We start from the raw sequence: 16,940 nt of genomic DNA, 5'->3' as shown, positions 1-16,940 counted from the left end.
CAGGGAGTACAAAATGTATAAAATTCTAGCTGGATTTGGATCGATTGTACGTTCGTTGTGGATGGTATTTAGCCATGCCACACGCAAACGTGACACGATTTTATATCCAGAAGTACCAGCTGAACAAATTGTACCTCCACGCTTTCGTGGTCGTATTATCTTGACGCGTGATCCTGATGGTGAAGAGCGTTGCGTAGCATGTAACCTTTGTGCGGTTGCTTGTCCAGTAGGCTGTATTTCATTGCAAAAAGCGGAAAAAGAAGATGGGCGTTGGTATCCAGAATTTTTCCGTATTAACTTCTCACGTTGCATTTTCTGCGGTATGTGTGAAGAAGCATGTCCTACAACTGCTATTCAAATGACGCCTGATTTCGAGCTTGCTGAATACGTTCGTCAAGATTTGGTTTATGAGAAAGAAAATTTACTCATCTCAGGTCCTGGTAAATATCCTGATTATAACTTCTACCGTGTAACAGGTATGGCTGTAACAGGTAAAGACAAAGGCCAAGCACAAAAAGAAAGTGCACCAGTTGATGTACGGAGCTTATTACCATGATGTGGCCATTTTATTTGATGGCACTTGTGGCCATTGTTTCGACAGTTCGTGTTGTAACTAACACGAACCCTGTACATGCGTTATTAAGCTTGATTGTTTCATTGCTCGCTGTTGCTGGTATTTTTATGATTGTGGGTGCACCGTTTGCGGCTGCACTTGAAATTATTGTCTATGCAGGCGCGATCATGGTTTTGTTTGTCTTCGTTGTGATGATGCTCAACCTAGGTCAAGAAACAGTTGAACAAGAAAGTAAATGGTTAACCTCAGATGCATGGGCATATCCTGCAATGTTGAGTTTTATCTTAGGTTTGACACTTGTTTGGATGTTAAACGGTGAATACACCACGATTTCTGCACCAATGGGCTTAGAAATCGTTGGTCCTAAAGCCGTAGGTCAAGCGTTATTTACTCACTATCTATTATTGGTAGAAGTTGCCGCGATGTTGTTGCTTGCAGCCCTAGTTGCTGCATATCACTTAGGCAAACGTGAACCAAGTGCAGAAGAGGATAAAGAATAATGGGACACATCCCTTTAGAACATGGTTTGATTGTCGCAACCATCCTTTTTGCACTGGGTTTTTACGGTGTAATGGTGCGTCGCAACCTATTATTTATGCTAATGAGCCTTGAAATCATGATGAATGCTGCTGCATTAGCATTTGTCCTAGCAGGTAGCGTTTGGTCTCAGCCAGATGGTCAAGTGATGTTTATTTTAATTTTGACACTTGCTGCTGCCGAGGCGTGTATCGGTCTTGCGATCGTCCTTCAGTTTTATCATCGCTTCCATCACTTGGATGTTGATGCTGCTAGTGAGATGCGCGGATGAGTACATTATATTTAACCGTTTTATTCCCGCTCATTGGTTTTATCCTTTTAGCGGCAGGGCGCAATAAACTTTCTGAAAATGTAGCTGCCATTATTGGTGTTGGTTCAGTTGGTTTATCTGCTCTATTTGCTTTAATTGCTGGTCTTGCTTTTACGAGCAGTGGTCAAACCGTTTTTGTTCAACATTTATGGACTTGGTTCAGTGTTGGCGGTTTTGAGCCAGGTATTAGCTTACATCTTGATGGCTTGTCATTATTAATGACGGGCATGATCACGGGTGTAGGTTTTCTGATTCATATCTTTGCATCATGGTACATGCGTGGTGAAGAGGATTACGCGCGTTTCTTCTCTTATTTCAACCTATTCGTTGCTAGCATGTTGTTGTTGGTACTTGGTGATAACTTAGCGTTATTGTTCTTAGGTTGGGAAGGCGTGGGGCTGTGCTCTTACTTACTGATTGGTTTCTATTACTCTAATCCTGCAAATGGTTGGGCAGCAATCAAAGCATTTACAGTAACACGTGTGGGTGACGTATTCTTACTCATCGCATTGTTCTTGCTTTATCAACAATTTGGTACTTTGAATACTCAGTACATCGTTGAAAATGCAGCGACTGTAATGACGCAAAGCTCATCATTGTCAATTTGGACAGCATTAATGTTGTTCTTGGGTGCAGCAGGTAAATCAGCGCAAATTCCATTACAAACATGGTTAGCTGATGCGATGGCAGGTCCGACACCTGTATCTGCATTGATCCATGCTGCGACAATGGTTACAGCAGGTGTGTACTTATGCTGCCGTATGTTCTCCGTGATGGAAATGGCACCAGAAGTGATGCAGTTCATCTCGATTACAGGTGCTGTGACATTGCTTGTGGCTGGTTTTGCAGCGCTTGTGCAAACCGACATCAAACGTATCTTGGCTTACTCAACTATGAGTCAGTTAGGTTATATGTTTATGGCTGTAGGCGCTGAAGCTTACCAAGCTGGTTTGTTCCACATGTTGGCTCATGCATTCTTCAAAGCATTATTGTTCCTTTCTTCGGGTGCCGTAATTCTTGCATGTCATCACGAACAAAACATTTTCAAAATGGGTGGATTACGTAAAAAGATTCCATTCGTATTTTGGTGTTTCGTCATCGGTGGTGGCGCATTGGCTGCACTTCCAATCGTAACTGTTGGTTTCTTCTCTAAAGATGCCATCTTAGGTGCAGTATATGCACAGTCTACAATTGCCAACATTCCACTTTACAACACATTGTATTGGGTTGGTGTAGCGGGCGCTTTCTTAACTTCTATTTATACGTTCCGTCTAATTTGGGTCGTATTCTTCGGTGAAGAAAAAACTCACGCTCATGCAATTCATGGTGTGACATATTGGGCACCACTTGCGATTCTTGCTGTGTTATCAACAGGAATTGGTTACTTCTTGCAAGCACCGGTTGCAAATTTATTGACTGCTGCAAGCATTCCAAGTTTTGTTATCCCTGAAACTTTACATGAAGCTGTTGTACATGCAGAACATTTGGCGAGTGGTATTGCACTTGCTGGTTTAGCAGTTGGTATCTTCCTATTTGCCTTTGCATATGGTGGTGTTAAATCATTTGCTCAAACATCATTGGGCGCTGGTTTAGCACATATTTGCCGTACAGCATTTGGTTTTGATGCTTTGTATGACATCGTATTCGTCAAACCTTATTTATTGATTGCGAAAATCTTAGGTCGTGATCCAGTTGATGGTTTATGGCTAGTACTACCTGCGATTGTGAAAGGTGGTAATACCTTTACTAGCTCGCGTCAAACAGGTTCATTACGTGAATACGCATCAAGCATGTCACTCGGTGTAGTGGTGCTATTGATGATCTTGATCGTGATTCAGGTTGTGGGGAAATAAAATGGAAAACAATTTAATTTTACCCGCACTGATTTTAGTTCCTTTCATTGCTGGTTTTATTTGTTGGTTGGTTGATAAATTCGACCAACAATTACCGCGTTGGATTGCCTTAATTGGTATGCTTATTACCTTTGGTTTAGGCATTGCGCTTTGGCAAAGTGGTACATTTAGTTACGAGTTGGGTGGTAAAGTCCCAACTTGGGCGGCTGAGTTCCATTTACCTTGGATTCAGACACTAGGCATTAGCATTCACTTGGCAGTGGATGGATTATCTTTACTCATGGTATTACTGACAGCATTACTTGGTGTACTTGCGGTTGGCTGTTCATGGGGTGAGATCCAAAAGAATGTTGGTTTCTTCCATTTAAACCTCCTATGGAGTTTAGGTGGTGTTATCGGTGTATTCTTGGCGATTGATTTATTCTTGTTCTTCTTCTTCTGGGAGATGATGCTCGTACCAATCTACTTCTTGATTGCGTTATGGGGTCATAAAGGCTCGAATGGTCGTTCACGTGTTTATGCTGCAACCAAGTTCTTCTTATACACGCAAATTGCTGGTTTGATCATGTTGATCGGTATCTTAGGCCTTGTGGTTTATGGATACATGATGACAGGTATGATAGGCTTCGATTACAACTATTTATTGGCTGTGGCGAACCACTTACCGCCTGAAGTTGCTTATGCATTTATGCTATGTTTCTTCATCGGTTTTGCTGTGAAATTACCTGTGTTCCCATTACATGGTTGGTTACCTGATGCGCATGCACAAGCACCAACTGCAGGTTCTGTGGACTTAGCTGGTATTTTGATTAAAACAGCAGCCTATGGTTTACTTCGTTTCGTTATCCCATTCTTCCCAGCAGCATCAGCGCAATTTGCTGATATTGCGATCATTCTTGGTTTGATTGGTATTTTCTACGGTGCATTCTTAGCGTACCAGCAAACAGATATGAAACGTTTGCTTGCATATACGTCTATTTCGCACATGGGTTTCATCTTACTTGCTATTTACGCAGGTAATATCCTGACATTCCAGGGACTTATGATCATGATGTTGGCACATGGCTTGTCATCTGCTGCATTATTTATCATGTCTGGTCAGGTTTATGAGCGTTTACATACACGTGACTTACGCTTAATGGGTGGTTTACGCGGTCAGCTGCAGTACCTTCCATTTTTCTTAATGTTCTTTGTAGCTGCACTTGTAGGTGTACCAGGTTTAGGTAACTTTATTGGTGAATTCCTGATCTTGATGGGTTCATTCAAAGCTTATCCTGTATTCACGATTATTGCGGCAGTAAGCTTGGTGTTTGCTGGTCTTTATGGTTTGATTTTGATTCATAAAGCATTGTTTGGTACACCAAATCCAGAGCAACAGCAGCACTATACAAGCCCATTAAAAGATTTATCAGCACGTGAAGTTACTATCTTGATGATCTGTGTGATCGGTTTGGTTTGGTTAGGTATTTACCCACAAACATTCTTGGATGTATCGCATTCAAGCATGCAATGGTTAGTAAATAGTTATATGCCAGTACAAGAAGTTGTTGAAACTGTTCAGCAGACAGCAACTCAACTTGAGCATGTGGAGATGCAATAAACCATGAACTTCACACTTTCTTTTTCTGAACTTATGCCGCTCGTCCCTGTGATGATTGTGGCGTTGACTGCAATTGTTGTGATGTTATTGATTTCGATTAAACGTAATCATAATTTAATCGCAACAACTTCAGTTGTGGGGCTTAACCTCGCTGCAATTTTTATCGCATACACTGCGTATACAGGTCACTATGCACCTGTAAACGTGATGGGCATGTTTATGGTTGATCCATTTACCATGCTCTATCAATTCATGATTTTGATCGCAGCTTTGGCATGTTGTACTTTGTCACATGCTTATATTGAGACATATAAAGACAATCGCGAAGAGTTGTACATCTTGCTACTTTGTTCAGTAGCTGGTGCGATGTTGATGGTTGCTAGCTCTCATTATGCTTCGTTCTTTATCAGCTTAGAATTAATGTCAATTCCAGTATATGGTATGTTGGCATATACCCATCAGCGCAGCCAATCTTTGGAAGCAGGGATTAAATATCTTGTGCTTTCAGCGACGGCATCTGCAATGTTGTTAATGGGTATGGCGTATATTTATGCTTATACGGGTTCATTATCATTCTATGATTCTGTACAAGCGTTATTCACTGCAATCAAACAACCAATGGTGTTATTGGGCTTAGGCTTAATCATCTTTGCTGTTGCGTTTAAACTGTCACTTGCTCCATTCCACAAATGGACACCTGATGTGTATGCAGGTGCTCCAGCACCGATGGCAACATTCTTGGCGACAGCTGCGAAAGTAGCAACGATCGGTTTGTTTGTACGTTACTTATTGGCATCAGGTGCAATCCTAGTTGAATCGCTGGTAACAGTTCTTACAATTATTGCTGTATTGTCAATTTTAGTAGGTAACTTACTTGCAGTACGTCAAGTAAACTTGAAACGTATTCTTGGTTATTCATCGATTGCTCACTTTGGTTATTTGTTAATTGCTTTAATTAGCATGACTTATGCGAGCCTTGGTAGCGTGACGGTCTATGTGATTACTTATGTACTTACAACAATCGGTGCGTTTGGTGCAGTTACGTTAATGTCGAGCCCTTATAACAACGTGGATGAAGCACAAAGTCTTGCTGACTACCGTGGTTTGTTCTGGCGTCGTCCGATTTTGACTGCAACATTAACTGTGATGATGTTATCGCTAGCTGGTATCCCATTAACAGCGGGCTTTATTGGTAAGTTCCTTGTGGTTATGGCTGCAGTAACAACTCAACACTGGTTCTTAGCTGCAATGATCGTTGTGGGTAGTGGTATCGGTTTGTACTACTATTTGCGTGTCATGGTTGTGATGTACATGACTTCACCAGATACTCCTCGTATTGATGCTGATGCACATTGGGGAACTAAAGTTGGTGGGATCATGGTACTAGGTGCTGCATTGTTGGTATTGTTCTTGGGTATCTATCCAGATCCAATGATCAATTTAGCATTGAAATCAGAGATTCTTTCTCCATTACATTTCATGTTATCTCAGCAACAGTAATCATCTGATAATCTGATTTGTACAAAAAAGCCTCCAAAACTGGGGGCTTTTTTATTGAATAGTAAAAAAACACTTTATAATAAGCGAATATTTATATTAGCTAGGTACTTACTCGTGTCGATTCAAGAAATTCGTCATCCGCTTATTCGCCATAAACTTGGTTTACTTCGTCGCTCTGACATTAGTACTAAGAACTTCCGTGAATTAGCGCAAGAAGTTACGATGCTATTGACGTATGAAGCAACAAAGGACTTATCTGTTGTGGATCACGAAATTGATGGGTGGGCAGGGAAAGTAACAACTCAACGTATTGCAGGGAAAAAAATCACGATTGTTCCGATTCTTCGTGCAGGAATTGGAATGCTAGAAGGTGTACTTAACCTGATTCCAAGTGCAAAGGTGAGTGTTTTAGGTTTAGAACGTGACGAAACAACTTTAGAAGTTCGCACTTACTATAAAAAGCTAGTACCAGATGTCGCTAATCGTTTGGCGATGATTATTGATCCTATGCTTGCAACGGGTAATTCATTGATTGCTGCAATTGATGTATTGAAAGCAAGTGGCTGTAAAGATATTCGAGTGATGATTTTGGTTGCTGCTCCTGAAGGGATTGCAAAAGTTGAAGCTGCACATCCTGATGTTCGTATTTATACGGCTTCAATTGATCAAGGCCTGAATGAAGAAGGTTATATCGTGCCTGGTTTGGGTGATGCAGGCGATAAAATCTTTGGAAGTGTGCAAAAAGATTAATTTTTGAAAATATGCTTAAAAAAGAGACTTAATCCAACCGTACTGTTTTCAGGGGAGGATTTAAAGTCTCTTTTTTTATATACTGAAATACAGTACTTGCAAAATTAGGTGAATGTCATGAAGAAAGAATTTTATCAGGGAAAAGTTAAACAATATAATCCAGACAAAGGGTTTGGTTTTATTGCAACTGCTGAAGGCGAGATCTTTTTTCATATTTCAGATTTTCCTGCATCGGAAGGTGAGCCGAAACGAAATGAAAAAGTAAAATTTGTAGCCCTAGAAAATAATGGAAAATTTAAAGCAGTACAAATTGAACGAGTAGATCCGAATCCTGCAAAAACTAAAAAAAATAAAATATTGGCTCATAATCAATCGATTACATCAGAATTGTTATCAAACTTTCGACGTTAGGAGAATGCATGATGAATCGCTCATCAGCAAATAAAAATACTTGCTTTTACTTTATCGCAGTCTAACAGGGCAGCATTATTTTTTGTGATGATGTCAAATTTTATATATTACGTGTTGAATTTTTTGGGGTAATCTGATGCTAAAAACTGGAATAATTAAAAAATATAATAAAGAATGGGGGTGCCATTATGCAAAGTGATATTGATATTGTAGTTACTCAAAGCAAGGCTTTGGAAGCATTGCTGGAGCAAAAATTTGGAGCTACTGGGCGTGGTTTGCATGAAAAATTAACGAGCATTGAATATCAGCTTGAAGTTGGGCTAGTGAAGAATATACGTTGGATAGCCACTATGCGTAATAAAGTGGTACATGAAAATTTCCAATTGACCAATCAAAATGACTTTTTAAGAAGTTGTCAGCGTGCTTTAGAGGGTTTACAAAACACCCAAAATACTTTGAGAATTGTTGGTAAAACTAAAGAAATCAATACCGTAAATTGGAGTTTTTCATCACAAAACTCGCAACATACAACGTCGGAACGAGTAAATTCCTCATCACGAAATTCATATAACACGACACCCAAACGTATCGTATCTCATTCAAGAAGAAAAACTAAACGAAAGAATGAATCAGGTGGTTTTTTTGGGACAATCATTACAGTCATTATTTTTGGCATAATCGGCTATTTTGTGTATGGTTTTATTCAAGACTCTTTGCATCGTAATGAATTGACAAATCAACCTGTAATACAGGAAACCTTAGAAATAGCAAATACTCAAGCAGTAAATAGCAACCCTAATCATTTTCAATGTGATGGTAGAAAACATTGTTCTCAAATGCGATCACTTGAAGAGGCACGTTGGTTTGTAAGAAATTGTCCAGATACAAAAATGGATAGTGATCATGATGGTGAGCCATGTGAAAATGATTCACGTTGGTAAAAAAAGATCAGATTTAAATCTGATCTTCACAAAATTGTAGAAAGGCTTTTAATCCTGGTCCCTGATATTTTTGACGGTGTACCAGCATATAAAGTGGTCTTGTCAGTTGCCAGAACGGTGTGTCAAGGATGACCAATTGACCTTTTTCAGCTAAAGGCTCAATCGCCAATCTTGATACACAGGACATTCCAAGCCCACCCGCTACAATTTTTAAAATTGCTTCGTTATGACCTAAGGTCAAACGAATATTCGCATCAGGAACATCTTGTAAAATTGCATTGTCAAAAACTTCACGTGTACCAGAGCCTTCTTCACGTAAAATCCATTCAACATTTAGAAAGTCAGCAGGGCTTAATGCACGTTGAATTTGAGCAAGAGGATGTGAAGGTGCACAGCAAACGGCTAATTCATCATCACGCCAGTGAATACACTGTAATTGTGGCAAATGACAAGAACCTTCAATTAAAGCTAAATCCAGTTGGAATTGATTGACTGCTTCAATCATTTGACGAGTATTACCCACTTGTAATTGTAAGTGTGCCTGTGGGTGTTTTTGTAAGAAATCAGCCATTAAATCAGGCATCAAGTAGTCGCTGATTGTGAGCGTTGCTCCCAATCTAAGGTCAATACTTTGTAATTCACCTTTGGCTGCTTGCTCAAAAGATTCACAGCGACCTAATATTTCTAATGCTTGTGGCAATAAAAAGCGTCCCAAATCATTAAGCTGTAAACGCTTGCCGAGTCGATCGAACAATGGCGCACCAAGACCATCTTCTAAATCAGCTAAAGCCATACTTGCTGCACTTTGAGTAAGTCTAACAGCATCACTGGCTTTGGTTACGGTTCCTTCCTGAGCGACCGCCACAAAAACAGCCAATTGGCGTAAGGTCATTCGCATGTTATATAGCCTTAATGTTTTGAGTATCCATCAAATATTCGATCATGCTAACATGAGCATACTGTTTCGTGCCACGTTCAAATCATGTCAATTGAAAAATTTACCGTAGAAAAGGTTTTATCTGTACATCGTTGGGCTCACAATCTTTTTAGTTTCACGATGACGAGACCCGCCCATTTTAAATTTACAGCAGGTCAATTTGCTCGTATTGGGTTGATGGTAAATGGTGAATTGGTGGTTCGTGCATATTCAGTCGTTTCTTCACCTTTTGATGAAAATCTGGAATTCTTTTCTATCGTTGTACCTGATGGTGCGTTTACTTCAAACCTTCAACATCTTGAAATCGGTGATGAGTTATATCTCGACAAAACTGCGTATGGGTATTTAACTTTAGCTCGCTATCAATTGCCTTTAGCTCATGATTTATGGTTATTAGCCACAGGTACTGGATTGGCTCCTTTTTTATCTATGCTCCAAGATTTTGAAACGTGGACGAAATATCAGCATATTCATCTTATATATAGTGTGAGATCTACAGCTGAACTGGCTTATGTAGATCGTATACAAGAGATCGCTGAGAGCTTTGGTGAAGGGCATACAGGTTTCAAATTTGTACCTATAATTACCCGTGATCCAAATGCGACCCTACATGATCGTTTACCTGTTTTGATTGAAAATGGTGAGCTAGAAAAAGTGCTTGGCCTATCACTCAATCCTGCTACTAGCCATGTGATGTTATGCGGTAATCCACAAATGGTAGAAGATACTAAGGATGCATTAAAACAACGTGGACTGACGATGAATCGTCGTGGTGAGGGAAATATTGCTGTAGAGAACTATTGGTAATATGTACGCATGGATATGTTATTAGTGAACAAACATATCCATAAATTCGCGGATTTCTTGAATTGCGGTATCAACATCTGTATTCAGCCATGTAGGCTCAAAAAGTCCAGTGTAGTGCTCTAAGCGATCATGGGGAACAACCAGTCGAACTGTGCAATCTTCTTCAAGTAAGCGCCAAGGTAAAATCGGAACTTCATTATCGAGAAATGGTTGTACATTCCGAATATCGATAATCATTGCATTAATGCAATCGGGTAAGGGCATAACCGAGAATTCTTCAGTACGTCGACGGAAATATTCTAGATCACCCCATTTTAAAATATAGCTTGGTTTATTGAACTCGATAATACCAATCAAATGTTCATCGCGTGTGTGATGTAAAAAACATTGATGTGTGACATCAGTGTCTAAATCTAGAGAAACACTTTGTTGGCTATAGGACATACAGTAATTAAAAACAGAACAGAAACGTGACAGAGGATTATAGCTTATTTTTATCATTTTCTAAACCGCCTATATTTTATACAAGAAAGCAAATAATAAAAAGTAGAGTTATGCAAACAAAACAACGATAGTGCGAAGCTTTGTCACACAATGCAACACAGTCCATTGCTAATATAAAGGTCTAAGCAATAAAAGGATGAGGGCAAACTATGATGCATGATTTTAGTAAGCCACAGCCTCATGTGGCCAGTAAAGAAGAAATAGCAAGGAAAAGGAAATTACCAGTCTATATGCTCATTATCGTAGGGCTGTTCTTGCTAGCATTATTAATTTTTATGGTTGCAGACCATTCGAATAAACCTACTGCACAAGTGATCATGTCACAGTTGCATTCGGTCCTTTTAAATGCGTAAGCAATCTATCTTAGACCAAACCTAATCGATTTAACGAGCTCATTGGTGTGAACTAGTGGGCTTTTTTGCAAAATTATGCGTAATTTTTGTTGTATTAGTGATGCTGTTCGTTGATTGAGAATTAAGCAAAAATTATGGTTTAGCTATCCATTCGTGATTTTCTCTTAACAGAATGAGTATGGGTAGCTATTTGACTTAAAAAACACATAAAAGGATAACAAGACATGAATGAAATTTTTAGTGATCCATCCCAAAGAGGGGGATTTGATGCAATGTATTATTGGGATCAATTTCAGCCAATATTAGCCGCAATTGTTATTCTACTGGTGGGTTGGATTATTGCCCTAGTGATTGCAGCAGGCGTGAAAAAGTTATTACAAAAATTTGATACCAATCATAAATTGTCATCGGCGACTGGTAGAGCGCCCAATATAGAAAGTCTCATCTCCAAACTTGTATTTTGGTTTGTGATGATTTTGGCCGTTGTTGGCGCATTAAATGTCTTAAATATTAGTGGTGTAAGCGATCCATTTAGCAATATGGTTGGTCGTGTACTGGCTTATATTCCAAATCTGTTAGCTGCTGTTGCCGTCGGATTTATTGGTTGGATTGTTGCACGCTTGGTACGTGTAGGCTTGACCAATGTATTATCCAAAACTCAGTTAGACGATAAGTTAAGTAGTGAAGTTGGTGTTAGTTCACTGAGCAGTAATATTGCTGAGATCTTTTATTGGTTAGTTCTATTATTATTCTTGCCGATTGTTTTATCTATTCTCGGTTTAAATGGGCTACTTGTTCCTGTACAGAATATGGTGAATGAAGCAATTGCATTCTTACCGAATCTATTCATTACAGGCGTAATCATTTTTGTTGGTTACATTTTAGCGAAAATCGTTCGTGGTATTGTTGAGGGCTTAACCAATAGCTTAGGTTTACAGGCTCAAGCAGAAAAGATCGGATTATTTAAAAATTCAAGTGTTTCTAAATTCTTAGGTTCATTTGTATTTGCAATTATTATCATCACAGCATTAATTGTGGCATTTGAAGCATTGGGTGTTGAAGCAATTTCACAACCAGCAACAGCGATGTTGAATGAAATTATGCATGCAATTCCACAAATTATCGCGGCTGGATTGATTTTAATCGTGGCTTATGTGGTATCGAGATTTGTTGGACGTTTGGTCGCTGAATTAATATCAGGTGCTGGTGTTGACGAAGTTCCGATGAAACTTGATGTACAACGTTTTCTTGGACAAACACGTGTTTCTGATATTGTTGGCTACTTGATCGTGTTCTTTACTATGTTATTTGCTGTTTCTGAAGCAGCGAATCGCTTAGGCTTAGAACAGGTGAGTGGCTTGATTGCCATGTTTATCCAATTCGGTGCAGACATTTTACTCGGTGCTGTGATCTTGGTAATCGGTTTTTGGCTTGCAAATGTGGTTGCGAATGTCGTGCAACGTGGTGAATACAACAGCTCACGTTGGTTAGGTAATCTAGTTCGCATTTTGATCATGGGCTTAGTTATTGCGATGGGTCTAAAAGCAATGGGTATTGCCGATTCGATCGTTAACTTGGCATTTGGTTTGACGTTGGGTTCTGTTGCAGTTGCTTTTGCATTGGCATTTGGTTTAGGGGGTCGTCAACCTGCTGAACGTTTATTGACAGATTTATTGGATAAAGCAAAAACCGAAGCTAAGCAACCAAATCCAATTCATCAAAATCAACCTACAATCAGTACCAATAACAATCCAACTCCTCCTTCATCTCCATATTCAGATGAATAGAAAAAATAATCTTTGATTTTTTTGATCAATTCGACCACTCTTAACAGGGTGGTCGTTTTGTTTTTTCAATAAATAAAAAGTCTATAGGAGAATTAAATGAAGAAGCCTAACCGCGTATTTGCACCGATTATTATTGCTGGAATCACCGTAGGATTTTTGGCAAGTGCATATAAATTCGTAATCGCAAAGTCTGGCACGAGCAAAGAAAAATCAACATCAAATAGCTCGCAATCCTCTTCTGTTGAAGCAGCGAATTCTCCTGAGCATCACTCTTAGTTCATCAAATGATCTCTCAATTTGAATTTTCTAGACGAATTGAGCAGCGGCTTGTGCTGATGACCACGCCCATTGGAAGTTATATCCCCCAAGATGACCTGTTACATCGAGAACCTCTCCAATAAAGTACAAGCCTTTTTGTTTTTTACTTTCCATGGTTTTGGAGGATACCTCACTGGTATCTACACCACCGAGAGTCACTTCTGCAGTTCGATATCCCTCAGTTCCTGAAGGTTTTACAGCATAAGCATGTAGTTGTGTTGCAATGTGCTCAAGTTGAGCATCACTGATATTGCCAATCGCAGTTTCACTGTGATCCGCCCAAATGAGTTGCTGTAACTCAACAATGATACTTTTTGCAGTGAACTCATTCAGTAAAGTTCTGAGTAGAACTTTAGGTTGTAATTTTTTCTTGGCTTTGAAAAAATCCAATAAATCTTGGCTTGGGAAAAAGTCTATTTTAAAACTTTCTCCAACATGCCAGTAATTGGATAGTTGCAAGGAGCTTGGACCACTTAAACCGCGATGGGTAAATAAAAGTGCTTCAGTAAATTGATGACGATCGTTGATCAAGGTTACATCTAATGCATTACCACTTAAGCGAGTGGTTACTTCTTTAAACTGATCCGAAAAAGTAAAGGGAACAAGACCAGCACGGGTTGGAAATACATGATGTCCGAACTGCTTTGCCAGTTCATAGCCAAAACCTGAACCGCCTAATGTTGGAATCGATAAACCACCAGTGGCAACCACTAACGACTCACAGTGATAAGTGCCTTGATTGGTTTCAATAATAAAACCTGAATCTGCTTTATTTTTTACCTGTTCAACTTCGCAGTGTGTTTGAATTTCAACGTGCTTTGATTTGCTACATTCTGAAAGTAACAATTCAAGAATTTCTTTAGAGCCTTTCAACGTGAAGAGCTGACCATGTTTACGTTCTTCGTATTCAATGCCATATTCACAGACCAAACCAATAAAATCCCAATTGGTATAACGGGTTAAGGCTGAAATCACAAAATGAGGATTTTCTGAAAGATAGTTGGAAGGCTCCACTTCTAAATTGGTGAAGTTGCATTTACCACCACCTGACATCAGAATTTTTTTACCGACTTTATTGGCTTTTTCAAGTACGACGACTGAACGTCCACGTTTGCCTGCTTCAGCAGCTAACATCAAGCCCGATGCACCTGCACCTAAAACAACCACATCAACTTGATGAACCATGAGCATTACTCGATAGAATACGAAAAGCGGGCAATTATAGAAGATTTAAAGCCTTTTGAGTACGTCGATTGTTTGATTAAAAAATATGCCTTTAAAATCAAGGCATGCTATAAAGTTGAATTCTATAGAGGGGTAAAAAATAATGAACGATAAAACATTTTTAAACGATATTCAGCCGAACAACCAAGATCAACTAAGACAATATACTTTAATTGCCTATGGTTTATATGCAGCCAGTATTTTTGTGGGTTTGACCAGTATTGCAGCTGTCATCATGAACTATATGAAACGTAATGAAGTACAAGGTACGTGGTTGGCGAGCCATTTTGAATGGCAAATCAAAACCTTTTGGTTCACGCTAATTGGTGCTGTGATTGGTTTCGTATTGTCATTTGTCCTCATCGGCATTCCAATCTTGTTTGCGGTGTCGATTTGGTTTATTTATCGCATAGTAAAAGGTCTTGTGGTGTTTATGGATAATAAACCAATCGGTGATGGATGGTTTTAAGCCGTTAGAATCAGTAGATCAAAAAGTCACTTCAGGGTGACTTTTATTTTATGCGTCCTTGTAGCCCACCTGTATGAATCGCTAAGATTCCCGTATTCACAGGGAAGTGCCCTTGTTGAATTAAATCAAATAATCCCATCATCATTTTAGCTGTGTAGACCTGCTCGAGTGGAACAGCATATTGTTGTTCGAATTGCTGCATAAATTTCAGCAGTTCAGAATTGGTTTTGGCATAACCACCACAACAATATTCATCTGTTAAAGACCAGTTGGTTTTATTGGTCCATTGTTGAATATCGTGCTTGAGAAAATCACCTTTAAGTGCCGAAAAGCCTAAAATATGCTGCTGAGCTGAACTACTTTCGATGATCCCTGCAATCGTGCCACCTGTACCGACAGCACAACAAATCACATCATAATTTTCTCGATCATCAGCAGACAGAATTTCTTTCGTGCCTTGTATCGCAAGTTGATTAGTCCCACCTTCTGGAATAATCCAAGTATTTGGATAACGCTGTTTTAATTGTTGTAAATACTCAAGTTCATGGCGAAGTCGGTATTCAGCTCGACTGACAAAATGCAGTTGCATACCAAAATCTTGTGCGGTTTGCAGGGTTGAATTCAATGCTTGCTTTGCTAACTCTTCACCCCGAATAATGCCAATACTTTGGAAACCAAAATAATGAGCTGCATAAGCTGTTGCAGCGATGTGGTTGGAGTAGGCCCCGCCAAAGGTCAGTACTTGATTCAAATTTTGTTGCTTAGCTTCGAGTAGATTGTATTTCAGTTTAAAAAATTTATTCCCTGAAATCTGAGGGTGAATGAGATCAAGACGTTTCACTGTCAATTGCACAGGAAAGGGAAGGTCTAATGTTTGATAAGGAGTTGGAAAAGCAATGTGATCAAACATTGGAATAAACAAAAATTGGATTTGATCACATTGTAAATGTATTTGATTGAGAATGTCAGTGCTGCATTAAGAGTCGGTATCTACAGAGCTAATCACGGACATACCAGGACGTAAATTTTCGATGCCTTTTTGGTTTGGATCTATCGCAATACGCACTGCAATCCGTTGCACCACTTTAGTAAAGTTACCTGTGGCATTATCAGGTTTTAGTACGCTAAATTCGGAACCAGCCGCAGGGGAAATTTGCTCTACATGTCCTGTGAATTTCTGATGATTCATGGCATCCACAGTAAAATACGCTTTTTGCCCAATTTTCATATTGGCTATTTGCGTTTCTTTAAAGTTCGCAATCACCCATGTTTGTTTCGGGATTAAATACAATAATTGTGTTCCTGCCGCCACGTATTGACCTACTCGTGGATTGACCTCACCGAGTTGACCATCTAACGGTGCAACAATCGTGCTGTAATCCTTTGTGGTATTGGCTTGATCTAATTGCGCTTGTGCGCTATTCACTTGTGCTTTTAGTCCAGCTTGAGCGACTTGTGCCGTTTTTAATGCTTCTTGTGCAACGAGGATATTCGCCTGCGCTTGTTTGAGCAAAGCTAGATTATTTTGTGCATCCGCAGCCGCTTTATCCTGTTCAGATTTTGATGCTGCACCGCTATCTCCAAGTTTTTGATAGCGCTTAAGTTGTGCGATGGATAAGTCGTATTGCGCTTTGACTTGATCAAGTTTGGCTTGCGCTGCAACCACATCAGCTTGTCGTTGGGCGATGGCTTGAGTTTGATTGGCTAGACTATTTTCTGCTTGTTCTACACCTGAGACAGCCTGCGTGACTTTTTGATCATAGGTGGTTGCATCAATATGCATCAACACCTGACCTTGTTTGACCTGATCAAAGTCCTTGACCAATACATCTTTGATATAGCCATTAATCTGTGAGGAAAGAATGGTGGTTTTGCCTTTCACATAGCTGTTGTCAGTTTGTTCAATCTCTGTATGAAATGGACCAATTCGCCACGCCCATAAAATAATGGTAATCCCCACGATTAATACTAAAAGCATCCACCATAAGGTAGAGCGTTTGGTTTTAATCAATTTACTGGTTGTAGGTGGAGGCGGTGGTGGCATTTTTGGCACGGACTCAACTGC

The 16,940-nt window shown here is 39.5% G+C and carries 19 protein-coding genes; 14 read left to right on the top strand and 5 right to left on the bottom strand.

Annotated elements, in window-relative coordinates; genetic code table 11:
* Positions 1–13: 13 nt before the first annotated feature.
* From nuoI to ACSC97_RS00545, 9 genes are all read left to right on the top strand, one after another.
* Positions 14–556: an NADH-quinone oxidoreductase subunit NuoI gene (gene nuoI, locus ACSC97_RS00585; protein WP_004914290.1), complete on the top strand. Its 543-nt coding sequence runs from the start codon at positions 14–16 to the stop codon at positions 554–556.
* Entirely contained in the window at positions 556–1,074 is a 519-nt protein-coding gene (nuoJ, locus tag ACSC97_RS00580; RefSeq protein WP_171053817.1) for an NADH-quinone oxidoreductase subunit J, read from the top strand. The genes nuoI and nuoJ overlap by 1 nt, the downstream gene beginning before the upstream one ends.
* Complete coding sequence (nuoK, locus tag ACSC97_RS00575) at positions 1,074–1,382, top strand: NADH-quinone oxidoreductase subunit NuoK (protein WP_004914285.1); 309 nt, start codon at positions 1,074–1,076, stop codon at positions 1,380–1,382. The genes nuoJ and nuoK overlap by 1 nt, the downstream gene beginning before the upstream one ends.
* Positions 1,379–3,274 carry an NADH-quinone oxidoreductase subunit L gene (gene nuoL, locus ACSC97_RS00570; protein WP_436658641.1) on the top strand — a complete coding sequence of 632 codons (1,896 nt, stop codon included), beginning with the start codon at positions 1,379–1,381 and terminating at the stop codon, positions 3,272–3,274. The genes nuoK and nuoL overlap by 4 nt, the downstream gene beginning before the upstream one ends.
* Position 3,275: 1 nt before the next feature.
* Complete coding sequence (nuoM, locus tag ACSC97_RS00565; RefSeq protein WP_004952461.1) at positions 3,276–4,874, top strand: NADH-quinone oxidoreductase subunit M; 1,599 nt, start codon at positions 3,276–3,278, stop codon at positions 4,872–4,874.
* Between the two features lie 3 nt (positions 4,875–4,877).
* Entirely contained in the window at positions 4,878–6,374 is a 1,497-nt protein-coding gene (nuoN, locus tag ACSC97_RS00560; RefSeq protein ID WP_004914279.1) for an NADH-quinone oxidoreductase subunit NuoN, read from the top strand.
* Positions 6,375–6,488: 114 nt separating this feature from the next.
* Positions 6,489–7,124: a uracil phosphoribosyltransferase gene (upp, locus tag ACSC97_RS00555; protein WP_075696145.1), complete on the top strand. Its 636-nt coding sequence runs from the start codon at positions 6,489–6,491 to the stop codon at positions 7,122–7,124.
* Between the two features lie 117 nt (positions 7,125–7,241).
* Positions 7,242–7,535: a cold shock domain-containing protein gene (locus ACSC97_RS00550; RefSeq protein ID WP_005158613.1), complete on the top strand. Its 294-nt coding sequence runs from the start codon at positions 7,242–7,244 to the stop codon at positions 7,533–7,535.
* Positions 7,536–7,723: 188 nt separating this feature from the next.
* A complete protein-coding gene (locus ACSC97_RS00545) occupies positions 7,724–8,476 on the top strand; it encodes an excalibur calcium-binding domain-containing protein (RefSeq protein ID WP_348882825.1) in 753 nt (250 codons plus the stop codon).
* A 13-nt stretch (positions 8,477–8,489) separates the two neighbouring features.
* Here the strand turns inward: ACSC97_RS00545 and gigC are convergent, their stop codons facing one another.
* Positions 8,490–9,374, bottom strand: coding sequence for a LysR family transcriptional regulator GigC (gene gigC / locus ACSC97_RS00540; RefSeq protein ID WP_004914268.1), 885 nt, complete (start codon positions 9,372–9,374; stop codon positions 8,490–8,492).
* 84 nt (positions 9,375–9,458) lie between these two features.
* Between gigC and ACSC97_RS00535 the strand changes: the two genes are divergently transcribed.
* On the top strand, positions 9,459–10,220 hold the full coding sequence (locus ACSC97_RS00535) for a ferredoxin--NADP reductase (protein WP_436658637.1): 762 nt from the start codon (positions 9,459–9,461) through the stop codon (positions 10,218–10,220).
* Between the two features lie 21 nt (positions 10,221–10,241).
* Here the strand turns inward: ACSC97_RS00535 and ACSC97_RS00530 are convergent, their stop codons facing one another.
* The gene (locus tag ACSC97_RS00530) at positions 10,242–10,664 is read right to left on the bottom strand and encodes a hypothetical protein (protein ID WP_436658658.1); all 423 of its coding nucleotides are present in this window, start codon (positions 10,662–10,664) and stop codon (positions 10,242–10,244) included.
* A 212-nt stretch (positions 10,665–10,876) separates the two neighbouring features.
* Between ACSC97_RS00530 and ACSC97_RS00525 the strand changes: the two genes are divergently transcribed.
* The 3 genes from ACSC97_RS00525 to ACSC97_RS00515 all read left to right on the top strand — a co-directional run bounded on the left by ACSC97_RS00525 (position 10,877) and on the right by ACSC97_RS00515 (position 13,140).
* Positions 10,877–11,077: a hypothetical protein gene (locus ACSC97_RS00525; protein WP_026057418.1), complete on the top strand. Its 201-nt coding sequence runs from the start codon at positions 10,877–10,879 to the stop codon at positions 11,075–11,077.
* Between the two features lie 224 nt (positions 11,078–11,301).
* A complete protein-coding gene (locus ACSC97_RS00520; RefSeq protein ID WP_436658635.1) occupies positions 11,302–12,864 on the top strand; it encodes a mechanosensitive ion channel in 1,563 nt (520 codons plus the stop codon).
* Positions 12,865–12,960: 96 nt separating this feature from the next.
* Positions 12,961–13,140 carry a hypothetical protein gene (locus tag ACSC97_RS00515; RefSeq protein ID WP_004914255.1) on the top strand — a complete coding sequence of 60 codons (180 nt, stop codon included), beginning with the start codon at positions 12,961–12,963 and terminating at the stop codon, positions 13,138–13,140.
* 30 nt (positions 13,141–13,170) lie between these two features.
* On the opposite strand, the gene ACSC97_RS00510 is transcribed toward ACSC97_RS00515, so the two are convergent.
* Entirely contained in the window at positions 13,171–14,367 is a 1,197-nt protein-coding gene (locus ACSC97_RS00510; protein ID WP_168154775.1) for an NAD(P)/FAD-dependent oxidoreductase, read from the bottom strand.
* A gap of 142 nt (positions 14,368–14,509) precedes the next feature.
* On the opposite strand from ACSC97_RS00510, the gene ACSC97_RS00505 reads away from it, so the two are divergent.
* Positions 14,510–14,875 (top strand): DUF4870 family protein, encoded by a 366-nt coding sequence (locus tag ACSC97_RS00505; protein WP_099948165.1) that lies wholly within the window; start codon positions 14,510–14,512, stop codon positions 14,873–14,875.
* A gap of 43 nt (positions 14,876–14,918) precedes the next feature.
* On the opposite strand, the gene ACSC97_RS00500 is transcribed toward ACSC97_RS00505, so the two are convergent.
* Together ACSC97_RS00500 and ACSC97_RS00495 are read right to left on the bottom strand one after the other, a co-directional pair.
* Complete coding sequence (locus tag ACSC97_RS00500) at positions 14,919–15,785, bottom strand: 1-aminocyclopropane-1-carboxylate deaminase/D-cysteine desulfhydrase (RefSeq protein WP_436658632.1); 867 nt, start codon at positions 15,783–15,785, stop codon at positions 14,919–14,921.
* Between the two features lie 66 nt (positions 15,786–15,851).
* Positions 15,852–16,919, bottom strand: a complete 1,068-nt coding sequence (locus tag ACSC97_RS00495) for an HlyD family secretion protein (RefSeq protein ID WP_436658656.1) — start codon at positions 16,917–16,919, stop codon at positions 15,852–15,854.
* Between the last annotated feature and the right edge of the window lie 21 nt (positions 16,920–16,940).

The sequence above is a fragment of the Acinetobacter sp. P1(2025) genome (genome assembly GCF_051390655.1).
Lineage (GTDB): Bacteria > Pseudomonadota > Gammaproteobacteria > Pseudomonadales > Moraxellaceae > Acinetobacter > Acinetobacter junii.
This window is presented reverse-complemented; position numbering and strand designations above follow the sequence as displayed.

Coding starts and splice junctions, on each gene's coding strand:
- nuoI (WP_004914290.1), top strand. CDS start 14: ATGTATAAAATTCTAGCTGGATTTGGATCGATTGTACGTTCGTTGTGG.
- nuoJ (WP_171053817.1), top strand. CDS start 556: ATGTGGCCATTTTATTTGATGGCACTTGTGGCCATTGTTTCGACAGTT.
- nuoK (WP_004914285.1), top strand. CDS start 1,074: ATGGGACACATCCCTTTAGAACATGGTTTGATTGTCGCAACCATCCTT.
- nuoL (WP_436658641.1), top strand. CDS start 1,379: ATGAGTACATTATATTTAACCGTTTTATTCCCGCTCATTGGTTTTATC.
- nuoM (WP_004952461.1), top strand. CDS start 3,276: ATGGAAAACAATTTAATTTTACCCGCACTGATTTTAGTTCCTTTCATT.
- nuoN (WP_004914279.1), top strand. CDS start 4,878: ATGAACTTCACACTTTCTTTTTCTGAACTTATGCCGCTCGTCCCTGTG.
- ACSC97_RS00550 (WP_005158613.1), top strand. CDS start 7,242: ATGAAGAAAGAATTTTATCAGGGAAAAGTTAAACAATATAATCCAGAC.
- ACSC97_RS00545 (WP_348882825.1), top strand. CDS start 7,724: ATGCAAAGTGATATTGATATTGTAGTTACTCAAAGCAAGGCTTTGGAA.
- gigC (WP_004914268.1), bottom strand. CDS start 9,374: ATGCGAATGACCTTACGCCAATTGGCTGTTTTTGTGGCGGTCGCTCAG.
- ACSC97_RS00535 (WP_436658637.1), top strand. CDS start 9,459: ATGTCAATTGAAAAATTTACCGTAGAAAAGGTTTTATCTGTACATCGT.
- ACSC97_RS00530 (WP_436658658.1), bottom strand. CDS start 10,664: ATGTCCTATAGCCAACAAAGTGTTTCTCTAGATTTAGACACTGATGTC.
- ACSC97_RS00525 (WP_026057418.1), top strand. CDS start 10,877: ATGCATGATTTTAGTAAGCCACAGCCTCATGTGGCCAGTAAAGAAGAA.
- ACSC97_RS00520 (WP_436658635.1), top strand. CDS start 11,302: ATGAATGAAATTTTTAGTGATCCATCCCAAAGAGGGGGATTTGATGCA.
- ACSC97_RS00515 (WP_004914255.1), top strand. CDS start 12,961: ATGAAGAAGCCTAACCGCGTATTTGCACCGATTATTATTGCTGGAATC.
- ACSC97_RS00510 (WP_168154775.1), bottom strand. CDS start 14,367: ATGGTTCATCAAGTTGATGTGGTTGTTTTAGGTGCAGGTGCATCGGGC.
- ACSC97_RS00505 (WP_099948165.1), top strand. CDS start 14,510: ATGAACGATAAAACATTTTTAAACGATATTCAGCCGAACAACCAAGAT.
- ACSC97_RS00500 (WP_436658632.1), bottom strand. CDS start 15,785: ATGTTTGATCACATTGCTTTTCCAACTCCTTATCAAACATTAGACCTT.
- ACSC97_RS00495 (WP_436658656.1), bottom strand. CDS start 16,919: ATGCCACCACCGCCTCCACCTACAACCAGTAAATTGATTAAAACCAAA.